Source organism: Pseudomonas eucalypticola, assembly GCF_013374995.1.
Taxonomy (GTDB): domain Bacteria; phylum Pseudomonadota; class Gammaproteobacteria; order Pseudomonadales; family Pseudomonadaceae; genus Aquipseudomonas; species Aquipseudomonas eucalypticola.
On the sequence record NZ_CP056030.1, the window covers coordinates 4,333,142 to 4,354,209 of the forward strand.

The following is a 21,068-nucleotide window of genomic DNA, read 5'->3' on the forward strand; positions in this document are numbered from 1 at the left end:
CCGATGCGGCCAATGCTAGTCTCAGTTTCGCAAGGCGTCGAGCCGGCGCACCGACAAGAATAAAAAATCAGGAGACCCGCATGTCCACTACCGACCTGGCCACCTCGTTCACCGGCCACTATTTCGTCGTCACCGGCAGTACCCAGGGCCTGGGCGCTGCGGTGGCTCACACCCTCGCCCGCCGCGGCGCTGCCGGGCTGATCATCTGCGGCCGACGGCAGAGCCAGGGCCAGGAACAGGTTCGCCAATTGGCGCAACTCGACTGCCAGGCGTTCTTCGTCGAAGCCGACCTTGAGAAGGTCGAGGATTGCCAGAAAATCATCGAGGCCGCGCGCGAGCATTTCGGCACGTTGCACGGGCTGGTCAACTGCGCAGGCATGTCCGACCGCGGCACCATCCTGGACACCTCGCCCGACCTGTTCAACCGCCTGTTCGCCGTCAACGTCCGCGCGCCGTTCTTTCTGATTCAGGAAGCCGTCAAGCTGATGATCAGCCAGGGTGTGGAAGGCAGCATCGTCAACATTCAGAGCATCGTCAGCCACGGTGGCCCGTCCTACCTCACCGCCTATTCCACCTCCAAGGGCGCGCTGGCCGTGCTGACCAAGAACGCGGCCTACAGCGCCCTGCGCAACCGCATCCGCATCAACGGCCTGAACATCGGCTGGATGGATACCCCCCACGAAGACGAAATCCAGCGCCGCTACCACGGCGCACAGGATGGCTGGCTGCAGGCGGCCGAGCAGGCCCAGCCATTCGGCCGCCTGCTCAAACCCGAAGAGGTGGCGCAGAGCGTGGCATTCCTGCTGTCGCGCGAGTCAGGGATGATGACCGGGACGGTGATCGACCTGGAACAGGGCGTCATCGGCTGCGGTGACGACGCCGTGCCACGGCCGCAACGGCCACTGACCCTGCCGGAGAATGCCTGATGAGCACGCCCGCCTTCGTCACTGAAAACGCCGTGCGCCTGGAAGACTTCAGCCGCCTGTGCGAACAGCGCACCAGCGCCGAACACTACCCCCACTGCACCGAAGTGCAGGCGAACGTACCGATCTACGATGCCCAGCGCCTGCGGGACGGCGACCGCCACGCCGTGCTCGATGAGCTGCACCGGGTCTTTCGCGACGGCCCCGGCGTGCTGGTGATACGCAAGGGCTTTGCCGACACCGCGGTCGTCGACCGCCAGAGCGCGGTGTTCGAAGCCATCTTTGCGGTGGAGGCCGAAGCCGGCGTGGCCGCCGACCATTTTGCCAAGGCCGGCAGCAACGGGCGCATCTGGAACTCCCTGCAAAAAGCCGCCCTGCAGTCGCCCGCCGCCTACGTCGAGTATTACGCCAACCCGCTGATCGGCCTGGTCGCAGAGGCCTGGTTGGGCCCGGACTTCCAGGTCAGCGCCCAGGTCAACGTGGTACGCCCCGGCGGCCAGGCGCAACAGCCGCACCGTGACTACCACCTGGGGTTCCAGACCGTTGACGTGGTGGAGCGCTACCCGGTGCACCTGCAAGTGCTGTCCCAGCACCTGACCCTGCAGGGTGCCGTGGCCCACACCGACATGCCGCTGGAAAGCGGGCCTACCCAGATACTGCCGTTCTCCCAGCAATACCCGCTGGGCTTCCTGGCCTGGCGCCGGCCCGAGTTCATCGAGTATTTCCAGGCCCATGCCGTGCAGTTGCCGCTGGTCAAAGGCGACCTGCTGTTCTTCAACCCGGCGCTGTTTCATGCCGCCGGCACCAACCGCACCGCCGACCTGCACCGCATGGCCAATCTGCTGCAGATTTCCGCCGCCTTCGGCAAGGCGATGGAAACCGTGGACCGCGAGCGGATGATGCTGGCCATCTATCCGCACCTGCTGGCGCAACTCGCCGACAACCTGTTGAGCGCCGAAGGCCTGGCGGCAGTGATTGCCTGCACCGCAGACGGCTACTCATTCCCCAGCAACCTGGACACCGACCCACCCCTGCATGGCCTGGCCCCCCAGACCGGCCAGCAACTGATGCACCAGGCCCTCAGCGAGCGCTGGCCCTATGCGACCTTCGCCGAGCGCGTGCAGCAGATGCGCACCAAGCGGCAGGCCTGAATTCACGTCAATGGTTTTGAAAACAACAACAACAGCGGACCGACACCATGAAAAAACAATTGCTTGGCTTGATCTTCAGCGCGGTACTTTCCCCCCTGGCCATGGCCGACGTGCACATTGGCGTCAGCATCGCCCAGGTCGATGATGTGTTCCTGGCGCAGATGCGCGACTACATGGTGGCCCACGCCAAACAGCTGCAAGGCGTGACACTGCAATTCGAGGATGCCCAGGGCGATGTGGTGCGCCAGCTCAACCAGGTGCAGAACTTCACCTCCCAGGGCGTGGACGCCATCATCGTCAACCCGGTGGACACCGCCGCCACGGCCAAGATCACCGACGACGCCCAGAAGGCCCATATCCCCCTAGTGTACGTGAACCGCCGGCCCGACGGCGACCAGCTGCCGCCGGGGGTCGGCTACGTGGGCTCGGATGAGGTCAAGGCCGGCGAGATGCAGATGCGCTACCTGGCCGACAAGATGGGCGGCAAGGGCAACCTGGCGATCATGCTCGGGCTGCTGTCCAACAACGCCACCCATAACCGCACCCTGGGGGTCAAGACCGTCCTCAAGGACTACCCCAACATCCACGTGGTGGAAGAACAGACCGCCGACTGGCAGCGCAGCAAAGCCATGGACCTGATGAACAACTGGATCGTATCCGGGAAGAAAATCGACGCCGTGGCGGCCAACGCTGACGAAATGGCCATCGGTGCCGCCATGGCTATCCGCCAGGCCGGCATGGAGCCTGGCAAGGACATCCTGGTAGGCGGCAGCGACGGCGGCCCGGCAGGCTTGGAGGCCATCAAGAAAGACCAGCTGGCGGTCACGGTGTACCAGGACAACAAGGGCCAGGCCAATGGTTCCATCGATCTGGCGTTGCAGATGGTGCGCAAGGAGCCCTACAAGGCCGAGCTGACCATTCCCTACCAATTGATCACCAAGGCCAACTACCAGGACTTCGTGAACCCTTGACCCGGTGACCCACCTCGCTTGATTGGCCGACAGGCAGCGCAGCTGTCTGTCGGCCCCCCGCTCCACCTCCCCGTATTCCAATCGCACCGCTCTAGCGCAAGCATTCCCGCTTGATAGATTTCTATCAAAGAATACATGGCGCGACGAATTACCGCACCCTAGAATCCCGCGCACTCGCCAAATGGTGCTGCAAAAGTGCCATTGGAATAACAAGCCTCACTGTCAACCGCCGCCGATTAGTCCGCTTGCCTCTGGATATCCAGGGGCCGGGTGGCCTTTGCCTTGAAGAAAGTAAACGTGCACATGGAAGCAAAAAAATGAAGAAGATATTGCCCATACTCGTGGGTGTCTTATTGGGCCTTTGTGGCCTGGGGGTTCTGGCCGGGGGCGTGCAACTGGCGCTGCTGGGGGGAAGTTTCTACTACATCGTGGCCGGCATCCTGATGCTGGCGGGCGGCATCCTCGCCATTCGCCGCAGCCTGCTGGCGCTGGTGCTGGTCTGGGTGCTGCTGGTATTCACCGCCCTCTGGGCCTTCTGGGAAGTGGGCACTGACTTCTGGCAGCTGGTTCCACGCCTCGTGACCTTCCTGGTCATCGCCCTGGTACTGACGGCGATCTCGCCATGGCTCAACGGCTGGAACCGGTACCTGAAAACCTCCACCACGTCCCTGCTGGCCGCCGTGCCCGCGCTGTGCCTGGTGGTGATCGGCTACAATATGTTCCAGCCCCATGCCACCGTGGAGCCGTCGGGCAAGCCCGCCGACGTGGTCGAGCCTCAGGCCGCCGCGACCTCGGGCAACGACTGGACCGCCTATGGCCGCAACACCATGGGCGACCGCTTCGTGCAGTTCGACCAGATCAACAAGAAGAACGTCCAGGACCTGAAAGTGGCCTGGACCTTCCGCACTGGCGACATGGCCATCAACGGCGCCGAGTACCAGGGCACACCGTTGAAAGTGGACGACACCCTGTACCTGTGCACACCGTTCAGCAAGATTTTCGCCCTGGACGCCGTCAGCGGTAAACAGAAGTGGATCTTCGACCCCAAGGCAGTCGAAAACGCTGGCAACAAAGGGTGGAAACGCTGCCGTGGCCTGGGCTATTTCGACGAAGCCCAAGCGTCGGTCGCCGCGCCTGCCAGCGACGCACCTGCCGGGGCTGTCAGCTCGCCTGCCGCCGCCAGCTGCCGCAAGCGCATCATCACCACCACCATCGATGCCCGCCTGATGGCCGTCGACGCCACCACCGGCGAAGCCTGCCAGGACTTCGGCGACCACGGCGCCGTTGACCTGCTGGTCGGCCTGGGCCCCAACGCCCCGGGCGATTACTACCCCACCTCGGCCCCCCTGGTGGCCGGTGACGTGATCATCGTCGGCGGCAAGCTCAACGACAACCTGACCACCGGCGAGCCATCGGGCGTGATCCGCGGCTATGACGTGCGCAGCGGCAAACTGCTGTGGGCATGGGACCCGATCGACCCGACCCGTGGCAGCCGCCCGCTGAAGCCGGGCGAGATCTACCCACCCGAGTCGCCGAACTTCTGGGGCACCGCCTCGTACGACCCGAAACTGGGCCTGGCCTACATCCCCACCGGCAACCAGACGCCGGACTTCTGGAACGGCAACCGCCACCCGGGCTCGGATGAGTACAACGACTCGATCGTTGCCCTGGACGTGAAGACCGGTGTCGACAAGTGGCACTTCCGCACCGCCAACCACGACATGTTCGACTATGACGTGTCGGCGCAGCCGATCCTGTACGACCTGCCGAACAAGGCCGGCGGCACCACCCCGGTGGTGATCGCCATGACCAAGCGCGGGCAGATCTTCGTGCTGGACCGCCGTGACGGCAAGCCGGTATTCCCGGTGGAAGAACGCCCGGTCGCCACCGATGGCATGCCTGGCATGCACATCTCGCCTACCCAGCCCTACTCGCAACTGTCGGTGGGTGCCGAGCGCCTGAAAGAGTCCGACATGTGGGGCGCTACGGTGTTCGACCAGTTGTATTGCCGTGTGCAGTTCAAGGAAATGCGCTGGGAAGGTGAATTCACCCCGTTGGTCGAAGGCCAGCGCTCGCTGATCTACCCAGGCTACTACGGCGGCGTCAACTGGGGCGGCGGTGCAGTGGACACCTCCACCGGCACGCTGATCGTCAACGACATCCGCATGGCCCAGTGGGGCCGCTTCATCAAACGTGAAACCGCCAAGGCCACCGGCCTGAAGCCGTCGACCGAAGGTGAATACTCCGAACAGCTGGGCACCCCCTGGGGTGTCGAGCGCTCGATGTTCGTCTCGCCTGTGGGCGTGCCGTGCTTCAAGCCACCGTTCGGCAGCATGACCGCCATCGACCTCACCAGCGGCAAGGTGCGCTGGCAGGTGCCGATGGGCAGCATCCAGGACGCGCCCGTTCACGGTGTGGTACCGGGCGTGTACATGCCACTGGGCATGCCGACCATGGGTGGCCCGCTGGTGACCAAGGGTGGCCTGACGTTCTTCCACGGCACCCTGGACTACTACATCCGTGCCCTGGACAACGACACCGGCAAGGAATTGTGGCGTGGCCGCTTGCCTGTCGGTGGCCAAGGTGCACCGATGAGCTACGTGGGTGCCGATGGCAAGCAGTACGTCGTGGTAACCGTCGGCGGCGCAACCCGCACCGGCACCAACGACAACCGCGGCGACTACGTGATTGCGTATGCGTTGCCGGCTGCCAAGTAAGGCGTGAGCGGTACGGAAAAGGGTGCTTCGGCACCCTTTTTTGGTTCTTCATAGAGTGGCACTTACAAAGATCTATCGCGAACCAACAAAGGAGCATTCTGTCGGCCCGTCTTGCAACCGCGTCAAGGCCACCAGGTGCATGTCTTGGTTTTTCCTGCGCCCCTGAAACCGAGCGCCGCCCGCGCGGCGCTTCCCGGGCAGAGCCCGGTCCCACATCTGTTTCGGGCCAGTTAAGCCTGTCAGACCACCTGGTTCGCCTTGTTTGCTCACCCCAGATCGTTGTCCCCCCCTGCCGTGTCGCCCACTCCGTTGTTGCTGTTTGACGCTCCCCCTCTCCGCGCATTAGTGTTTCTTTCCCCTGAGATGGAGTTCCCCCCGTGCAGTTGAGTATCTACCAGGTCGACGCCTTCGCCGACCGCCCTTTCGGCGGCAACCCCGCCGCGGTCTGCCCCCTTGCCGAATGGCTGCCCGATGCGCAGTTGCAAGCGATCGCCGAGGAAAACAACCTCTCGGAAACCGCCTACTTCGTGCGCAAGGGCGATGCCTTCGAGCTGCGCTGGTTCACCCCCACGGTGGAGGTCGACCTCTGCGGCCACGCCACGTTGGCGGCTGCCTGGGTCATTGCCAACGAGCTGCCGGACGCACCCGCGGTGATGCGCTTCGCCACCCGCAGCGGCGAGCTACGGGTGAGCCGCACCGCCCACGGCCTGGCCATGGATTTCCCCGCCAAGCAGCCGGTACCTCGCGAACCGGTGGAAGGGCTGCTGGACGCCTTGGGTATCACCCAGGCCGAGGTCTTCGCCACCGATGACTGGTTGGTCGTGGTGGAGGACGAAGCGTTGATCGCCCAGCTGAAGCCCGACTTCAACCGCCTCAAAGGCCTGCCCCTGCGCGGCATTGCCGTGACAGCGGCCAGCCAGCGCTTCGACTTTGTCACCCGCTGGTTCGGCCCCAACGTGGGCGTCAACGAAGACCCGGTGACCGGCTCGGCGCACACCTCGCTGGCCCCCCTGTGGGCCGAGCGCCTGGGCAAGACGCTGCTGAAAACCGAGCAAGGCGGTGCGCGCAAAGGCCAGTTGACCTGCGAACTGGCTGGCGACCGCGTGATCATCAGTGGCCAGGCCGTGTTGTTCATGAAAGGCACGGTATTTTTCTGAAGCGCGGATGAAGATTGCCAGCCGCACACAAACTGTCACATAACCGCAATATGGCGACTTCATGATCGGCGGCATCTGCCTTCGCGCCGTGAGCCGCCATGACTTCGAGCATCATCAAGAGCCACCAGGACTCGGACCTCTTCGGCCTTCTCTACGGCTACCGGTTCCGCCCCGGTGGCCCGGTGTGCGAGCTGGACTCGGCCGCGGTGTTGCAGACCCTGGGGTGCGCCGAGCACAACGAGGCGTTCATCTGGCTGCACCTGAACCTGGCCCACGCCGGCTGCGAGCGCTGGATGCGCGCCCACCTGCCGCTGCCCGATGACTATTTCGAAGCCCTGCACGAGGGCTCGCGTTCCACCCGCATCGAACAGGTAGAGGACTCGTTGCTGGCGGTGGTCAACGACGTGGTGTTCAATTTCGGCATGGTCTCGTCCGACATTTCCACCCTGTGGTTGTGCGCCACCGAGCGCGTGTTGGTCAGTGCCCGCCGCCAGCCGCTGCATTCGGTGGACAAGCTGCGCTCGTCGGTCAAACGCGGCGAACGCTTCCGTTCGCCCATGGAGCTGCTGGTTCACCTGTTCCGCGACCAGGCCGAGGTGCTGACCCAGATCGTGCGCAAGACCAGCCTGAGCGTCGACGGCATCGAAGACCAGCTGCTGTCCCTGCGACTGAGCAACAACCGAGCGGAATTGGGCGCCATGCGTCGGGTACTGGTTCGCCTGCAACGGTTGCTGGCCCTGGAACCGGGGTCACTGTTGCGCTTGTTGAACCGCCCGCCGGCCTGGTTGCAGGAAGACGACCTGCAGGCGTTACGCCAGGCCACCGAGGAGTTCGCCCTGGTGCTCAGCGACCTCACGGCCCTGGGCGAACGCATCAAGCTGCTGCAGGAAGAGATCGCCGCCAACCTCAACGAACAGAGCAACCGCACGCTGTTCACCCTGACCGTGGTCACGGTGCTGGCCCTGCCCATCAACATCATCGCCGGTTTTTTCGGCATGAACGTGGGGGGTATTCCCCTGGCCAGTGACCCGGAGGGGTTCTGGATACTGGTGGCACTGGTAGCCACCTTCACCTTGCTGGCCGGGCGCTGGGCTTTTCGCAAGCGCAGCGACTACTGACCTGAAGCTGACGCCAGTCTGTCACATTCTGCAACGATCATAGGGATTCCCCTCCCTCAATCGAGTTGCCTGACATGGCTACGCCAACCCTGGCTTCTTCATCCCCTGGCAGTACCCACGCGCGCCCGACGTTCGACCGCAAACCAGGGCGCGGCACCTTGATCGTGTTTTTCGTCATCCTGGTCGTGGGGCTGGTGTACAGCACCTGGAGCCTGGTCAGCGACGTGGATGACATGGGCACGGTGGTCACCACCTGGACGCCCTTCCTGTTGTTGGGCATCGCCCTGCTGATTGCCCTGGGCTTCGAATTCGTCAACGGCTTTCACGACACGGCCAACGCCGTGGCCACGGTGATCTACACCCACTCGCTACCCCCACAGTTCGCGGTGATGTGGTCGGGGTGCTTCAACTTCCTCGGCGTGCTGCTGTCCAGCGGCGCGGTGGCCTTCGGGATCATCGCCCTGTTGCCGGTGGAGCTGATCCTGCAGGTGGGCTCCTCGGCCGGGTTCGCGATGATCTTCGCCCTGCTGATCGCGGCCATCGTCTGGAACTTGGGCACCTGGTGGCTGGGGTTGCCGGCTTCGTCGTCCCATACCCTCATCGGCTCGATCATTGGCGTGGGCGTGGCCAACGCCTTGATGCACGGGCGCGACGGCACCAGTGGGGTGGATTGGAGCCAGGCGCTGAAGATCGGTTATTCATTGCTGCTGTCGCCGCTGATCGGTTTCGTCTGCGCGGCGCTGCTGCTGGTGGCCTTGCGCTTGCTGGTGAAGAACCGCGCGTTGTACAAGGCGCCGGTCAGCGATGCCCCGCCACCGTGGTGGATCCGCGGCCTGCTGATCCTGACCTGCACCGGCGTGTCGTTCGCCCACGGCTCCAATGACGGGCAGAAAGGCATGGGCCTGATCATGCTGATTCTGGTGGGCACCCTGCCCATGGCCTACGCCTTGAATCGGGCGATGCCCGCCGACCAATCGGTGCAATTCGCCGCCGTGGCGCAAGTCACCCAGCAAGCCCTGGCCAAGGCCGACCCTACCCCGGTGGCCGGTGACCCGCGGGTAATTCTCACCGACTATATTCGCGACAAGCGACCCAGCCCGCAGCTGGTACCGGCCTTGGCGGCCATCGCCGGCCTGATCGGCCAGGAGGTGAGCGCCTACGGCAGCCTGACCGCCATCCCCGCCGCAGCGGTGGGCAACGTGCGTAACGACATGTACCTGACCGGCGAAGCCATCCGCCTGATGGAAAAGGACAAGCTCGGCCAGTACGACGCCGACACCCAGGCCAAGGTCAGCCTGTTCAAGCAGCAGATCGACAGTTCAACCCGTTTCATCCCGCTCTGGGTCAAGGTGGCCGTGGCCATCGCTCTGGGGCTGGGCACCATGGTGGGCTGGAAGCGTATCGTGGTGACCGTGGGCGAGAAAATCGGCAAGCACCACCTGACCTACGCCCAGGGGGCGAGCGCCGAGGTGGTGGCGATGCTGACCATCGGCGCGGCAGACCTGTACGGCCTGCCGGTGTCCACGACCCACGTATTGAGTTCAGGGGTGGCCGGCGCGATGGTCGCCAATGGCTCGGGACTGCAGATGCGCACCGTCCGCAACCTGGTGATGGCCTGGGTGCTGACCCTGCCCGCAGCGATCCTGCTGGCCGGGTCGCTTTACTGGCTGTTCGCAACGGTGTTCTGACCACCAGGTGGCCGCAACGTGTAGCAGCGGACCCGGCCGCGTCCCAAGCGCCGCGCCGCACCAGGCACGCCGCCTGCACCGCCACGGCGGCCTAACGGCCGCTGCTGCGAAGCGTACGCGTGAGCCGGTAGCGGCCTCCGTCCTCGGGATATGGAAGTCAGAAGCCGCCGCATAAAATATGTTTCAAACAGTTGACCAAATGCCCCTCACATGCCTCCTGGCACCCTGCCCACGCAATTGATCATTTCTTCGCCACTGCGGCCAAGATACTGGCCCCATTGGGTTTGCCGAAGTTATCCACAGAGATACCCACGATTTCCGGGGACAACTTCAACCCCCTCCACCACAACAGTTTCTGCAGGGCAAGTGCATCTGCACGCTCAGACCAACCGCTCGATCCGCCGATGGCGCCATACGCCGCGGTAATAGACCGATTGCAGCACCAGCATGCTCAGGTAGGTCACCGGGAAGGCCATCCACACCCCTTGCAGGCCGAAGTGGGCATTGAGCAACCAGGCGGCCGGCAGCTCGACACCGACGATGCAGAAGATCGAGATCAGCACCGGCACCAGCACCGTGCCGCTGGCGCGCATGATGCCGCCCACCAGCGCCTGGAAGCCGAACACCAGCATGCTCCAGAGCATGATGTGCAACAGGTGTTCGGCCTGGGCACGGGTGGCGGGGTCGGTGATGAACAACGCCAGCAGCCAATGGGAGAGCAGGTAGCCGAGCACGATCAGGCCGCCGGTGAGCCAGAGGTTGATGGCCATGCCGGTACGCAGGATCGGGCCGATGCGCTCCAGGCGCCCGGCACCGATGGCCTGGGCCCCCAGGATGGAGGCGGTGATGGCAATGGAGAGCGCCGGGAATTGCACGTAGTTGACGATCTGGGTCACCGCGCCATAAGCGGCGGTGGCCTGGGAACCGTGGCCGTTGACCAGCGACAGGATCACCAGTTCGGAGAGTGAGATGACCACCATCTGCAAGCCCGTGGGCAGGCCGATGCGCAGCACCTTGGCGAGGATCCAGCGATCCAGGCGCAGGGCCTTGAAAAACGCGCGGTCGGGGGCCAGCACGTGCTTGGCGCGGTTCAGGCGCCAGGCCAGCAAGGCGATGGCCACGACGTTCCCCGCCAGCGCAGCGACCGCGGCGCTTTGCGTGCCCAGTTGCGGCAGGCCCAGCCAGCCACGGATCAACGCCGGGGTCAGCAACAGGCCCACGGCGGTGGACACCACCAGCGCCAGCAGGGGCGAGAGGGTATCGCTGACGCCACGCAGCAGTTGGGTGAACAGCACGAACACCAGCAGGATGGGCATGATGCACATCATGACCCGGGCGTAGGCCACTGCGTCATCGAGCACGTCGGCCGGTGTGCCCAGGCCCTGTAGTGCCTGGCGCGCGAAGACGCTGCCAAACACGGCCGCCACCAGGCCGATCAGCGCGCCCAGCAACAGGGTAGACGCCGCGATCTGCTTGACCATGTGCGGTTCGCGCGCGCCCCAGGCCTGCCCGATCAGCACGCCGGCGCCCGCCCCCAGGCCGATAACCAGGGCGATGAAGAAGAACACGATCGGAAACATCCCCGACACCGCTGCCAGCGCCTGGGTGCCGAGCATCTGGCCGATGAAAATACTGTTGAGCGTACCGGACATCGATTGCAGGAAATTGGACAGCACCATGGGCGCCAGGAACGCCAGGTAGGTTTGCCACAGGGGGCGTTGCGCGGCGGTATGCATGGAAGGCGCTTCTCGGGCAGATGGCAGGCGTGGATTCTAGGGCCTGTGTGAAATGTATTCCAGCGAAGGCCAGGCCAGGCGAAAACAGGCGAGGAAGCGGAGTTTACGTGGTGTAAATGAGCATACCGAGCCTGTTTTCAACGCAGCATGGGCGAGTTGGGATGCATTTCGTACAGAGCCTACCGCACTCGGTCGTCGGCCCGCCCGATCAATAGGCCCTGACCACACTGACGGCGGCCCGGTAGTCGGAGATGCCCGCAGCGCTGCCACGGCGCTCCACCATGATCTGGTAACGCCCCGGCCTGAGGCGCACTTCGCTCAGTTCGGCATGCAGCACGCCGCTGCCCCAGGATGACAGCGTGGGGTGGTCGATGCGTCGGTCCTGGATGACCACGGCGGCGTCGATGTCGTAAATGCGCAGAAAGACGTTGAACGGTGCGCCCTGCTCGCTCGTGTGCCCGGTGGCGTCGGGGCGCACGCCACCGGCACCTGCCCACAGCTGCTGGCGGGCGACCGGGTCATTGGGCGGGTAGAAATAATCCAGGCGCACTGAGTAGCTGTCCTTGTCGGCAACGTGCAAGGTCATGCCTGCCACCGCGCCTGCAGTCTTCAGGCTCAGGGGTGCCACGTCGGCGGCGTTGGCCTCGGAACCGTGGGCCGCCAGGGCGAGGTTCAGGGCACACAAGGCCAGCGGGAAATCTCTCAAAACGGCTCCAGCGGTGGGTCATCCGTTTCAGGGTACCTCAATTTGCCCGCGGCGCCACCGACTGCCATAGCTCGCGGGCCTGGTCCTTGAGCCATAATGCTTCGGCCCAGCGGTCGCCGAGCTCGCGGCCATCGGCGCCGGTGATGGCGTACGGCGGCGGCCCCAGTTCGCAGGTGAACGACAGGCTAGCGCTGGCACTGCCTTCACGAGCCAGCCAATCTTCCATGCCGTGGCGCCACCAGCCCAGAAAGCGCTGCACCCAGCCCTGGTGCTGGGCGAACGCCAGGGACACCTGCACCTGCTCGCTGCTGGCCACCCGCCCGTGGAAGCCCCAGCTTCGGCGCAGAATCCGGTGAATCGCCTCGTCGTCTTCGCTGTTGGGGGTGTCGGGCAGCTCGCGCCCCACCACGTAGTGAGACAGGTCGGCGAGTAGCTTGAGGTCCGGCAATTGCGCCAGCAGTTCCAGGGTAAAAGGCAGGTCGTTGGTCACGCGGTAGCGGTGAGTTTCCACCAGCACCGGAAAGTCCACCTGTTCGGCCAGGCGCTGCCAGCCCTCCATCACGGGCACTGCGGCGGCCAGGGTGAACGGCCGCACGTCCGCTTGGATCGTGAGGTGATGGCAGCCGTGCTGGCTGGCCACGTCCAGCGCGGCGGCCAGGTCGTCCACCGTGCGTGGAAACACCTGGCCTTCGATCGCCAGCCCCAGGCTCTGCGCCTCGTCGCTCAAGCGTCGGGCATGGCCGGGCTGCCAGAAATGGTCGGTGATACCGTCGAAGCCCGCCGCGGCGATCTGCTGCAGTTGCGCTTCCAGCGGCTGGGTGGGCTGGCCCTGGTGGTCGAGCATGGCCCACAGGGATTGAAACACCAGAAAACGGCTCACGGTCAGTTCCTCAACAGGGTTTTGAGTGACACGCTGGCATCGGCCAGCGCATCGACGGGCAAGGGCAGGCCGGCGCCGATCAACCGTTCGCACAATTTGATGTCCTTGGCCACGCTGTTGCCGGCGCCCCAGCCGCAGGCGCCTTGCAAGCGCTGGTCGGCGTCGAGAAAGAACAGCAGCAGGCCACCGTTGCCCAGCTCGCGGCGCGCGCTGGGTGGGCTGTCACCTGCTTGGCCGACCATCTGCAGGCTGGTGTCGTAGTGGTCGGACCAAAACCCTGGCACCTGTTCATAGGGCAATTCGGCACCCAGCAAATTGAGCGCAGCGTGGCGCCCCTGGGCCTCGGCATTGCGCCAGGTTTCCTGGCGCTGGAACGGCCCCTGGGGGTGCAGCCTGAACTCGCAGACATCACCGGCGGCGTAAACCTGCCGGTCGCTGGTGCGCAGAAAGGCGTCGACCCGAATACCCTGCCCTACCGCCAGGCCGGCCGTCTGGGCCAGGTCGATAGCAGGCTGCATGCCGATACCCACCAGCACGCCATCGCACGGGAGGCGGCTGCCGTCCACCAGGGAGACGACCTCGACCTGGCTGCCCCCCTCAAAAGCTTCGACACGCGCATTCAGGCGCACGTCCACACCCTGTGCGCGATGCAAGGCCAACAGCGCGTCGCCGAGGTCGGCCGGCAGCACCCGTCCGGCCAGGCGCGGGCCGGCTTCGAGCACGGTCACCTCACAGCCCTGGGCGCGGGCACTGGCGGCCACTTCCAGGCCGATGAAACCGCCCCCCACCACCACCAGCCGCGCCCCGGGGCGCAGGTGGTCGCGCAGGGCCAGCGCTTCATCGTGGGTACGCAGGTACAGCACGTTCGGCCAGTGGGGCGCGACGCCGGGCAAGCGCCGGGCGCGCCCACCGGTGGCCAGCAGCAGGCCCCGGTACGCCAGGTGCGTACCGTCGGCCAGGGCCAGGCGTCGCGCGGCGGTATCCAAGGCCCGCACAGGTTGCCCCGTGAGGTGTTCGATACCCAGTGCCCGCAGCTGCTGCGCACCACACACACTGAAGCTGGCCAATTCAGCAGTGCCCTGCAACAGGCCCTTGGACAGCGCGGGCCGTTCGTAAGGCGCATGAGGCTCGTCACCGATCAGCAGCAGGCGGCCGTCATAACCCTGCTCACGGAGCGTCAGCGCAGCGCGGCCACCGGCGTGCCCGGCGCCCACGATGACCAGGGGCGCGGTGGCCGGGTTCATGGGTTCACCCCCAGCAGCACCCGCCCAGCCTCGACGCGCACCGGGTACGTCTTCAGGTTCACGCACACCGGCGCCCCCAGTGCCTTGCCGGTGCGGTAGTCAAAGCGGCCGTTGTGCTTGGGGCACTCGATGACGTGGTCCATCACCAGGCCGTCGGCCAGGTGGATGGCTTCGTGGGTGCAGCGCCCGTCGGTGGCGAAGAATTCGCTGTCGGCGGAGCGGTACACCGCGTACGTGTGCTGCTGGTGGTCGAAGCGGATCACGTCTTCTTCATCGATCTCGTCCACGGCGCACACATCGATCCATTGGTCATTCATGGCGGTCTCTCTTGTTATGCAAACGCTGGGCAGGTTCAGGCCGCGGCCGAGTCGTGACGCTCGGGCACCGGGCGCCGTACGTGGCAGGTAGGGTCTTTGCGCTGGCGCCACACCGTGGGCAGGATCTCGCGGTACGCCTGCCACAGGTTGGCGTAGGGCGGCGGGCAATCGTGGCGGATGGCGTCGTGCAGCTTGGGCAAGGCGTGGTACGGCACCATGGGGAACATGTGGTGTTCCAGGTGGTAGTTCATGTTCATGTACAGGAACCGCTGCAGCGCGCTCATGTAGATGGTGCGGCAGTTGTAGCGGTGGTCCAGCACGTCTTCGGCCAACCCCACGTGCTGGGACACGCCCCACACATAGTTGAGCCAACCGCCGTACAACGTCGGCAGGCCGATGATCATCAGCGGCAACCAGCTGTGCAGCACCAGCGCGGCGCCCAGGGTGACGGCGTAGATCAGCAACCACAGACGCGCCGTCCAGAACACCCGGGACCACTGGGTTTCGGGGATGAATGTCTGCTCCTGTTCATCCAGCCGGCCGCCGGCATGACGACACAGCGCGGCGCTGGTCTTGAGCACGTGGGGCAGGCTGAACAGGCTGAGGAACATCTTGGGCAAACTGGGCGGGCGCGGTTCGACGATCTCCGGGTCGCGGCCAACGATGATGGTGTCGGTATGGTGACGGGCGTGGCTCCAGCGCCATACCTGGGGCTCGAACATGATCATGAAGCTGGCCAGGTGATAAACCGCGTCGTTCAACCAGCGGGTCTTGAACGCGGTGCCATGCCCGCACTCATGCCAGCGGGCGTTGGCTGCGCTGCCATACAGCACACCGTAGGCGAAGAAGAATGGCACGCAGGCCCAACTGCCCCACAGCCAGCAGCCTGCCCCGCCGGTGACCAGCAGCGCCAGCAACCACAGGCCGGTGTCGCGCAGGGCCGGGCCGTCGCGGCGTTGCATCAGTGCTTTCATTTGTTTACGCGGTACTGGCGACTGGTACCAGGTGGCCGAAGCCAGCCCTTGCTCCACGGCGCGGGCAGCCTGGTCGCCGGTCAGGCGGTAATCGCGGCGCGCGGGCCGGGCACGGCGTTCGAACGCTGCACTGTAGTCGGACATGGTGTTGTTCTCCGCAGGCGTAAGGGGTGGGCGTGCCGGCCTTTGCTGCGGCCGGCTCGCCTGGACTCACCTTAGGTCTGCGCAGGGTTGCCCTCAATGCCTTGAAGACATTCACTCTCAAGCTATCATCGCAAGGGATGAGCGCTTGAGGGTTTTCTATCAAGCCATGACGCCAGGGCCCCCATGAACAAAAACAAACGCCCCACCATCGCCACCGTCGCCGCCCAAGCGGGCCTGAGCGTGGCCACCGTCGACCGGGTGCTCAACGCCCGCGCGCCGGTCAATGCCGAGACCGCCGAGCGCGTGTTTCACGCCGCCGAAGCGGTGGGCTATTTCGCCGCGCGGCTGATTGGCCAGCGCATCCACGAACGCAAGCCCGCCTACCGTTTTGGCGTGCTGTTGCTGGGCACCGCCCAGGCGTTCTACGGGCAACTGCAACGCGCCATCGAAGACGCCGCCCGGCGCTACGGCGCGGCGAACCTCAATTGCCAGTTCGACCACGTGACCGACCGCAGCCCGGCCGCCATCATCGGCCAGATCGAACGGCTGGCCGTGCAGTGCGACGCCCTGGCGGTCGTGAGTTTCAGTGACCCGCGCATCAACGCCTGCATCGAGCAGATGCGCGCCGCCGGGGTGCCCATCGTGGCGTTGCTGTCGGACGTGGACGAACAGGGCCGCACCCCCTACGTCGGCCTCGACAACCGCCAGGTGGGACGCACCATGGGCTGGCTGTTGGCAAACCTGTGCGGAACACGTCGGGGCAGCGTCGGGGTACTGCTGGGCGGGTACCGGTTTCTCTGCCACCAGGTAAGGGTGCAGGCCTTGTACGACTACCTGGCCGCCGAGGCACCCGGCCTGACGTTGCTTGACCCATTGATCAACCTGGACAACGACCAGCTCACCGAAGAAGCTACCCTGGACCTGCTCGCCCGCTACCCGGACCTGTGCGGGCTATGCGTGGCGGGGGGCGGTGGCGACGGGGTGATCAGTGCGCTGCGCCAGCGCCCGGGCCAGCGGGGCCTGTGCAGCATCGTCCAGGAGTCGACGCCCCTTTCGCGTCAGGCCATGGCCGACGGCGTGCTCAGCCTGGTCATCGACTCCCAGCCGCAGCCGATTGCCCAGGCCCTGATCGATGTGCTGGTGGGCTTGCAGCAGGCCCCCGACTTCGATGCCGCACGCCAGCGGGTATTCGTGCCGTTGCAGATCATCACCCGGGAAAACATGGGGTGCTGATGCCTGCAACCGCGACTCGGCCCGCCTTCAACGCAACTGGGCGATAGCGCTGGCGACGGCGGCGACGTTGTGCTCGTTCAGCCCGGCCAGGCACAGGCGGCCGCTGTCGACCAGGTAGATGCCGGCGTCTTCACGCAAGCTGCGCACCTGCTCCACGCTCAGCCCGGTGTAGCTGAACATGCCCTGCTGATGCAGCAGGTAGTCGTGGCGGCCGTCCGGGTATTCGTCGCGCAGCAGCGACGCCAGTTGCGTACGCATGGCCTGGATGCGCACGCGCATCTGCTCCACTTCCGCCAGCCATTGGGCGCGCAGGTGTGCGTCGCCCAGCACCCCGGCCACCAGACGGGCGCCGTGGCTGGGCGGGCTCGAATAGTTGCGGCGCACGGTGGCCTTCAATTGGCCCTGGACATTGGCCGCGGTTACCGCGTCGCCACACACCACCGACAGGCCACCGACGCGCTCACCGTAGAGCGAGAAGATCTTCGAGAACGAATTGCTCACCACCAGGGTCAACCCGGCATCCGCCATGGCACGTATGGCGTAGGCATCCTGCTCCATGCCCTGGCCCAGGCCCTGGTAGGCCGTGTCCAGAAACGCAATCAGCTGACGTTCGGCCAACACCTTCACCACCTCATCCCACTGTGCGGTGCTGAGGTCGGCGCCCGTGGGGTTGTGGCAGCACGGGTGCATCAGCACGATGCTGTGGGCTGGCAGCGTGGCAAGGGTCGCACACAGCGCGGCAAAATCGACGCCACCGGTGGCGGCATCGAAATAGGGATAGGTGTTGACGGTGAACCCGGCACCACCGAACAGCGCGTGGTGGTTTTCCCAGGTCGGGTTGCTGACCCATACCTGGGACTCGGGGAACCACTGGCGCAGGAAGTCGGCACCGACTTTCAGGGCTCCCGAGCCTCCCACGGTCTGGAGAGTGGCGACTCGACGTTCCTCCAGCACGGCTGCCTGCTCGCCGAACAGCAGCCGTTGCACCTGGGCGCAATAGTCGGCCAGGCCGTCCATGGGCAAGTACAGCGACGGGCCCTGCTCGCTCGCCAACCACCGGCGCTGAGCCTCGGCCACCGATGGCAATTGCGGAATACGCCCCTGGGCGTCGTAGTACAGGCCGATGCTCAGGTTGACCTTCGCGGGCCGCGGGTCGGCCTGGTAGGCCTCCATCAGCGACAGGATGGGGTCGCCGGCATAGGGGCGGACGTGTTCGAGCATGGTGGACTCCAGACAGTGGGTAAACATTTCAGGCGCAATAACGACCCGCGCGGTGGTTGAAAGCGATGATCAGGTTCAGCACCACCGCGCCCACCACCGAAATGGCCAGCAGCCAGGGTGCCACGGCGGTCAGCGACCCCGCCAGTATCAGCACATCGGCGCCCATCTGCAGCCAGCCGGCACGCCAGCCAAAACGCTGCTGCAGGTACAGGGCCAGGATGTTGATGCCGCCCAGGCTGGCGCGGTGGCGAAACAGGATGAGGAAACCGCTGCCCAGAATGATGTTGCCCACCAGCGCTGCATACAGCGGCTGGATGTGCGCCAGGCTGATCACCCCGTGCAGATGATCGGAGAACACCGACACCAGCGCAATACAGGTGAACGTCTTGAGGGTGAACGCCCACCCCATGCGGCGCACCGCCAGGTAATAGAACGGCAGGTTGAGCACGAAGTAGCTCAGGCCGAAGGCATACCCCAACGCGTAATGCAGCAGCAGCGCCACACCGGCCATGCCGCCAGTCATGATGCCGCCGTCGCGCAGCAACAGCAGGCCGAAGGAGATCATCACCGTGCCCACCAGCATCGCCAGGCAATCTTCGACGCGGCTATGGGGGCATGGAGGGGCAATGGCTGTGTTCATGGTTCGCTCGATCATCAGGTGGTCACGGGCGGCAGGCAAGCGATGCCGCAATCGAGCGCGAAACTATCAAAACACGAACGGAATGTGTATTTAAAATTGAATTAATGCGAGATTCGCGCATTGAAATCAAATTTTCCGCTCATTTCGAGTGCAGAAAATCGCTGCCAGCCCCTTTTCGGTGCAGTTTCAGCTGCCCGCGATCCCCGCTTCCTTGATGCGTTGCAGCACCACCGCGGTCTTGATATGGCTGGTGCTGCCGTTGTTGGTGAGGCGCCCCATCAAGGCATTCAATTCATTCAAATCCGCTACCGCCACCTTCAGCGAATAGTCGGCATCGCCGGTGGTCTTGTAGGTGTCGATGATCGCGGTTTCCCCCTGCACGAACGCCTCGAACGCGCTGGATTGCGCCAGTGTGTGGCCCACCAGGCGCACGTCCATCATCGCCACCATCTGGGTGTTCATGGCCTGGGGCGCCAAGCGTGCGTGGTAGCCCAGGATCAGCCCGGCCTGCTCAAGGGCAATACGCCGCCGCGAGCACTGGGACGCCGACAGCCCCACCAGCTCGCTGAGGTCCTGGTTGGTCAGGCGGCCGTTAGCCTGCAGCAGGGTCAGAATCTTCAGGTCGAAATCGTCGATGGCAGACATGGCCAAGGCTCCGTGGCACAGGGAATCGGGCCAGCAGGTTACCAGCACCGGCGCCGTCGCGCCCCTGCCTGGCACCTGAATTGCAAACGAGCCCTGCAAGACGTCACGCAGGGCATCGGCCAATGCCCGCCTCCCTTCTGATCAGGACATCGCCATGAGCCAGTCACCCGCCTCATCGTTGCACCGGGGCTTGAAGAACCGTCATATCCAGTTGATTGCCCTGGGCGGCGCCATCGGCACCGGGCTGTTCCTGGGCATCGCCCAGACCATCACCATGGCCGGCCCCTCGGCCATTCTCGGCTATGCCATCGCCGGCATCGTGGCCTTCATGATCATGCGCCAGTTGGGCGAGATGGTGGTCGAGGAGCCCGTGAGCGGCAGCTTCAGCCACTTTGCCCATCGTTACTGGGGCCCCTTCGCCGGGTTCATGTCCGGGTGGAACTACTGGGTGCTGTACGTCCTGGTCGGCATGGCCGAACTGACCGCGGTGGGCCTCTATGTGCAGTACTGGTGGCCCGGTATTCCGACCTGGGCGTCGGCGGCGGTGTTCTTCGTGCTGGTCAACCTGGTCAACCTCACCCACGTCAAATGCTACGGCGAAGTGGAGTTCTGGTTTTCCCTGATCAAGGTGGTGGCCATCGTCAGCATGATCCTGTTCGGGGGGTGGTTGCTGGCCACCGGCACCGGGGGTGAGCAGGCCGCCATCAGTAACCTGTGGGCCCACGGCGGGTTCTTTCCCCATGGCCTGGGAGGGCTGGCGATGGCCATGGCGGTGATCATGTTCTCCTTTGGCGGGCTGGAGCTGGTCGGCATCACCGCCGCCGAGGCGGATGACCCCAAGCGCAGCATTCCCACGGCCACCAACCAGGTGATCTGGCGCATCCTGCTGTTCTACATCGGCGCCCTGACAGTGCTGCTGTCGCTGTACCCCTGGGAAAAGGTCGTGACCGGGGGCAGCCCCTTCGTGCTGATCTTCCATGCCCTGGACAGCAACATCATTGCCTCGCTGCTCAACGCCGTGGTGCTGACCGCGGCCTTGTCGGTCTACAACAGCTGCGTGTTCAGCAACAGCCGCATGCTGTTCGGCCTGGCGCGCCAGGGCAATGCCCCGGCGACGGTGCTGCGGGTGAACCGCCGGGGGGTGCCGGTGGTAGCGCTGGGCGTGTCATCGGTGGCCACCGGTGTGTGCGTGGTGCTCAACTACCTGATGCCGGGCGATGCCTTCGGTTTGCTGATGGCCCTGGTGGTATCGGCGCTCGTACTCAACTGGGTGGTGATCAGCATCACGCACTTGAAGTTCAAGCGTCATCAACAGCGCCAGGGCGGCGTCTCCATCTACCCTAGCTGGGGTTACCCACTGACCAATTACCTGACCCTGGCGTTTCTGGCCGGCGTGCTGCTGGTGATGTTCCTGACCCCAGGCATGCGCTTGTCGGTGTACCTGATACCGGTATGGCTGGGGCTGCTGGCGGTGGCTTACCGGCTGCGCCGCGCGCAACCGCTGGCAAGCCCGGTACCGGCCTGACCGGTAGCGGTGGCCAGGCCAGATGAAATTCACCGGGTGCCTGAACAAAGGCATCCACGGCCCCGGCAACCCGGCTAC

18 protein-coding genes are annotated in these 21,068 nt (G+C 64.9%); 9 read left to right on the forward strand and 9 right to left on the reverse strand.

Translation table 11 applies throughout. From position 1 onward, the window contains the following. Positions 1-80 precede the first annotated feature (80 nt). The 7 genes from HWQ56_RS18980 to HWQ56_RS19010 all read left to right on the forward strand — a co-directional run bounded on the left by HWQ56_RS18980 (position 81) and on the right by HWQ56_RS19010 (position 9,725). Positions 81-926: an SDR family oxidoreductase gene (locus HWQ56_RS18980; protein WP_158159180.1), complete on the forward strand. Its 846-nt coding sequence runs from the start codon at positions 81-83 to the stop codon at positions 924-926. Further along, a complete protein-coding gene (locus HWQ56_RS18985) occupies positions 926-2,074 on the forward strand; it encodes a phytanoyl-CoA dioxygenase family protein (RefSeq protein WP_176571480.1) in 1,149 nt (382 codons plus the stop codon). Before HWQ56_RS18980 ends, HWQ56_RS18985 begins: the two co-directional genes overlap by 1 nt. Positions 2,075-2,121: 47 nt before the next feature. After that, positions 2,122-3,045 (forward strand): sugar ABC transporter substrate-binding protein, encoded by a 924-nt coding sequence (locus HWQ56_RS18990; protein WP_158159178.1) that lies wholly within the window; start codon positions 2,122-2,124, stop codon positions 3,043-3,045. Positions 3,046-3,362: 317 nt separating this feature from the next. After that, positions 3,363-5,762: a membrane-bound PQQ-dependent dehydrogenase, glucose/quinate/shikimate family gene (locus HWQ56_RS18995; protein WP_176571481.1), complete on the forward strand. Its 2,400-nt coding sequence runs from the start codon at positions 3,363-3,365 to the stop codon at positions 5,760-5,762. Positions 5,763-6,139: 377 nt separating this feature from the next. Continuing rightward, positions 6,140-6,919, forward strand: coding sequence for a PhzF family phenazine biosynthesis protein (locus HWQ56_RS19000; protein ID WP_158159176.1), 780 nt, complete (start codon positions 6,140-6,142; stop codon positions 6,917-6,919). A 98-nt stretch (positions 6,920-7,017) separates the two neighbouring features. Beyond that, positions 7,018-8,037 (forward strand): transporter, encoded by a 1,020-nt coding sequence (locus tag HWQ56_RS19005; RefSeq protein WP_158159175.1) that lies wholly within the window; start codon positions 7,018-7,020, stop codon positions 8,035-8,037. Between the two features lie 74 nt (positions 8,038-8,111). Then, the gene (locus HWQ56_RS19010; protein ID WP_158159174.1) at positions 8,112-9,725 is read left to right on the forward strand and encodes an inorganic phosphate transporter; all 1,614 of its coding nucleotides are present in this window, start codon (positions 8,112-8,114) and stop codon (positions 9,723-9,725) included. Positions 9,726-10,105: 380 nt separating this feature from the next. On the opposite strand, the gene HWQ56_RS19015 is transcribed toward HWQ56_RS19010, so the two are convergent. The 6 genes from HWQ56_RS19015 to HWQ56_RS19040 form a co-directional block, all read right to left on the reverse strand. After that, entirely contained in the window at positions 10,106-11,461 is a 1,356-nt protein-coding gene (locus tag HWQ56_RS19015) for an MATE family efflux transporter (RefSeq protein ID WP_176571482.1), read from the reverse strand. 208 nt (positions 11,462-11,669) lie between these two features. Beyond that, positions 11,670-12,167 carry a DUF5625 family protein gene (locus tag HWQ56_RS19020; protein WP_158157230.1) on the reverse strand — a complete coding sequence of 166 codons (498 nt, stop codon included), beginning with the start codon at positions 12,165-12,167 and terminating at the stop codon, positions 11,670-11,672. Between the two features lie 37 nt (positions 12,168-12,204). Continuing rightward, on the reverse strand, positions 12,205-13,047 hold the full coding sequence (locus tag HWQ56_RS19025; RefSeq protein WP_176571483.1) for a sugar phosphate isomerase/epimerase family protein: 843 nt from the start codon (positions 13,045-13,047) through the stop codon (positions 12,205-12,207). Positions 13,048-13,049: 2 nt separating this feature from the next. Continuing rightward, on the reverse strand, positions 13,050-14,291 hold the full coding sequence (locus HWQ56_RS19030) for an NAD(P)/FAD-dependent oxidoreductase (protein ID WP_176571484.1): 1,242 nt from the start codon (positions 14,289-14,291) through the stop codon (positions 13,050-13,052). Then, positions 14,288-14,608 carry a MocE family 2Fe-2S type ferredoxin gene (locus HWQ56_RS19035; RefSeq protein ID WP_158157236.1) on the reverse strand — a complete coding sequence of 107 codons (321 nt, stop codon included), beginning with the start codon at positions 14,606-14,608 and terminating at the stop codon, positions 14,288-14,290. Before HWQ56_RS19035 ends, HWQ56_RS19030 begins: the two co-directional genes overlap by 4 nt. A gap of 35 nt (positions 14,609-14,643) precedes the next feature. Next, positions 14,644-15,726 (reverse strand): fatty acid desaturase family protein, encoded by a 1,083-nt coding sequence (locus HWQ56_RS19040; RefSeq protein WP_176571485.1) that lies wholly within the window; start codon positions 15,724-15,726, stop codon positions 14,644-14,646. 183 nt (positions 15,727-15,909) lie between these two features. On the opposite strand from HWQ56_RS19040, the gene HWQ56_RS19045 reads away from it, so the two are divergent. Further along, entirely contained in the window at positions 15,910-16,959 is a 1,050-nt protein-coding gene (locus HWQ56_RS19045) for a LacI family DNA-binding transcriptional regulator (protein ID WP_176571486.1), read from the forward strand. 27 nt (positions 16,960-16,986) lie between these two features. On the opposite strand, the gene HWQ56_RS19050 is transcribed toward HWQ56_RS19045, so the two are convergent. The 3 genes from HWQ56_RS19050 to HWQ56_RS19060 form a co-directional block, all read right to left on the reverse strand. Then, the gene (locus HWQ56_RS19050) at positions 16,987-18,180 is read right to left on the reverse strand and encodes an amino acid aminotransferase (RefSeq protein WP_176571487.1); all 1,194 of its coding nucleotides are present in this window, start codon (positions 18,178-18,180) and stop codon (positions 16,987-16,989) included. A 28-nt stretch (positions 18,181-18,208) separates the two neighbouring features. After that, positions 18,209-18,820, reverse strand: coding sequence for a YitT family protein (locus tag HWQ56_RS19055; protein ID WP_176571488.1), 612 nt, complete (start codon positions 18,818-18,820; stop codon positions 18,209-18,211). Positions 18,821-19,006: 186 nt separating this feature from the next. After that, positions 19,007-19,465 carry an Lrp/AsnC family transcriptional regulator gene (locus HWQ56_RS19060; RefSeq protein ID WP_158157246.1) on the reverse strand — a complete coding sequence of 153 codons (459 nt, stop codon included), beginning with the start codon at positions 19,463-19,465 and terminating at the stop codon, positions 19,007-19,009. A gap of 154 nt (positions 19,466-19,619) precedes the next feature. On the opposite strand from HWQ56_RS19060, the gene HWQ56_RS19065 reads away from it, so the two are divergent. Further along, entirely contained in the window at positions 19,620-20,990 is a 1,371-nt protein-coding gene (locus HWQ56_RS19065) for an amino acid permease (RefSeq protein WP_176571489.1), read from the forward strand. Positions 20,991-21,068: the final 78 nt, after the last annotated feature.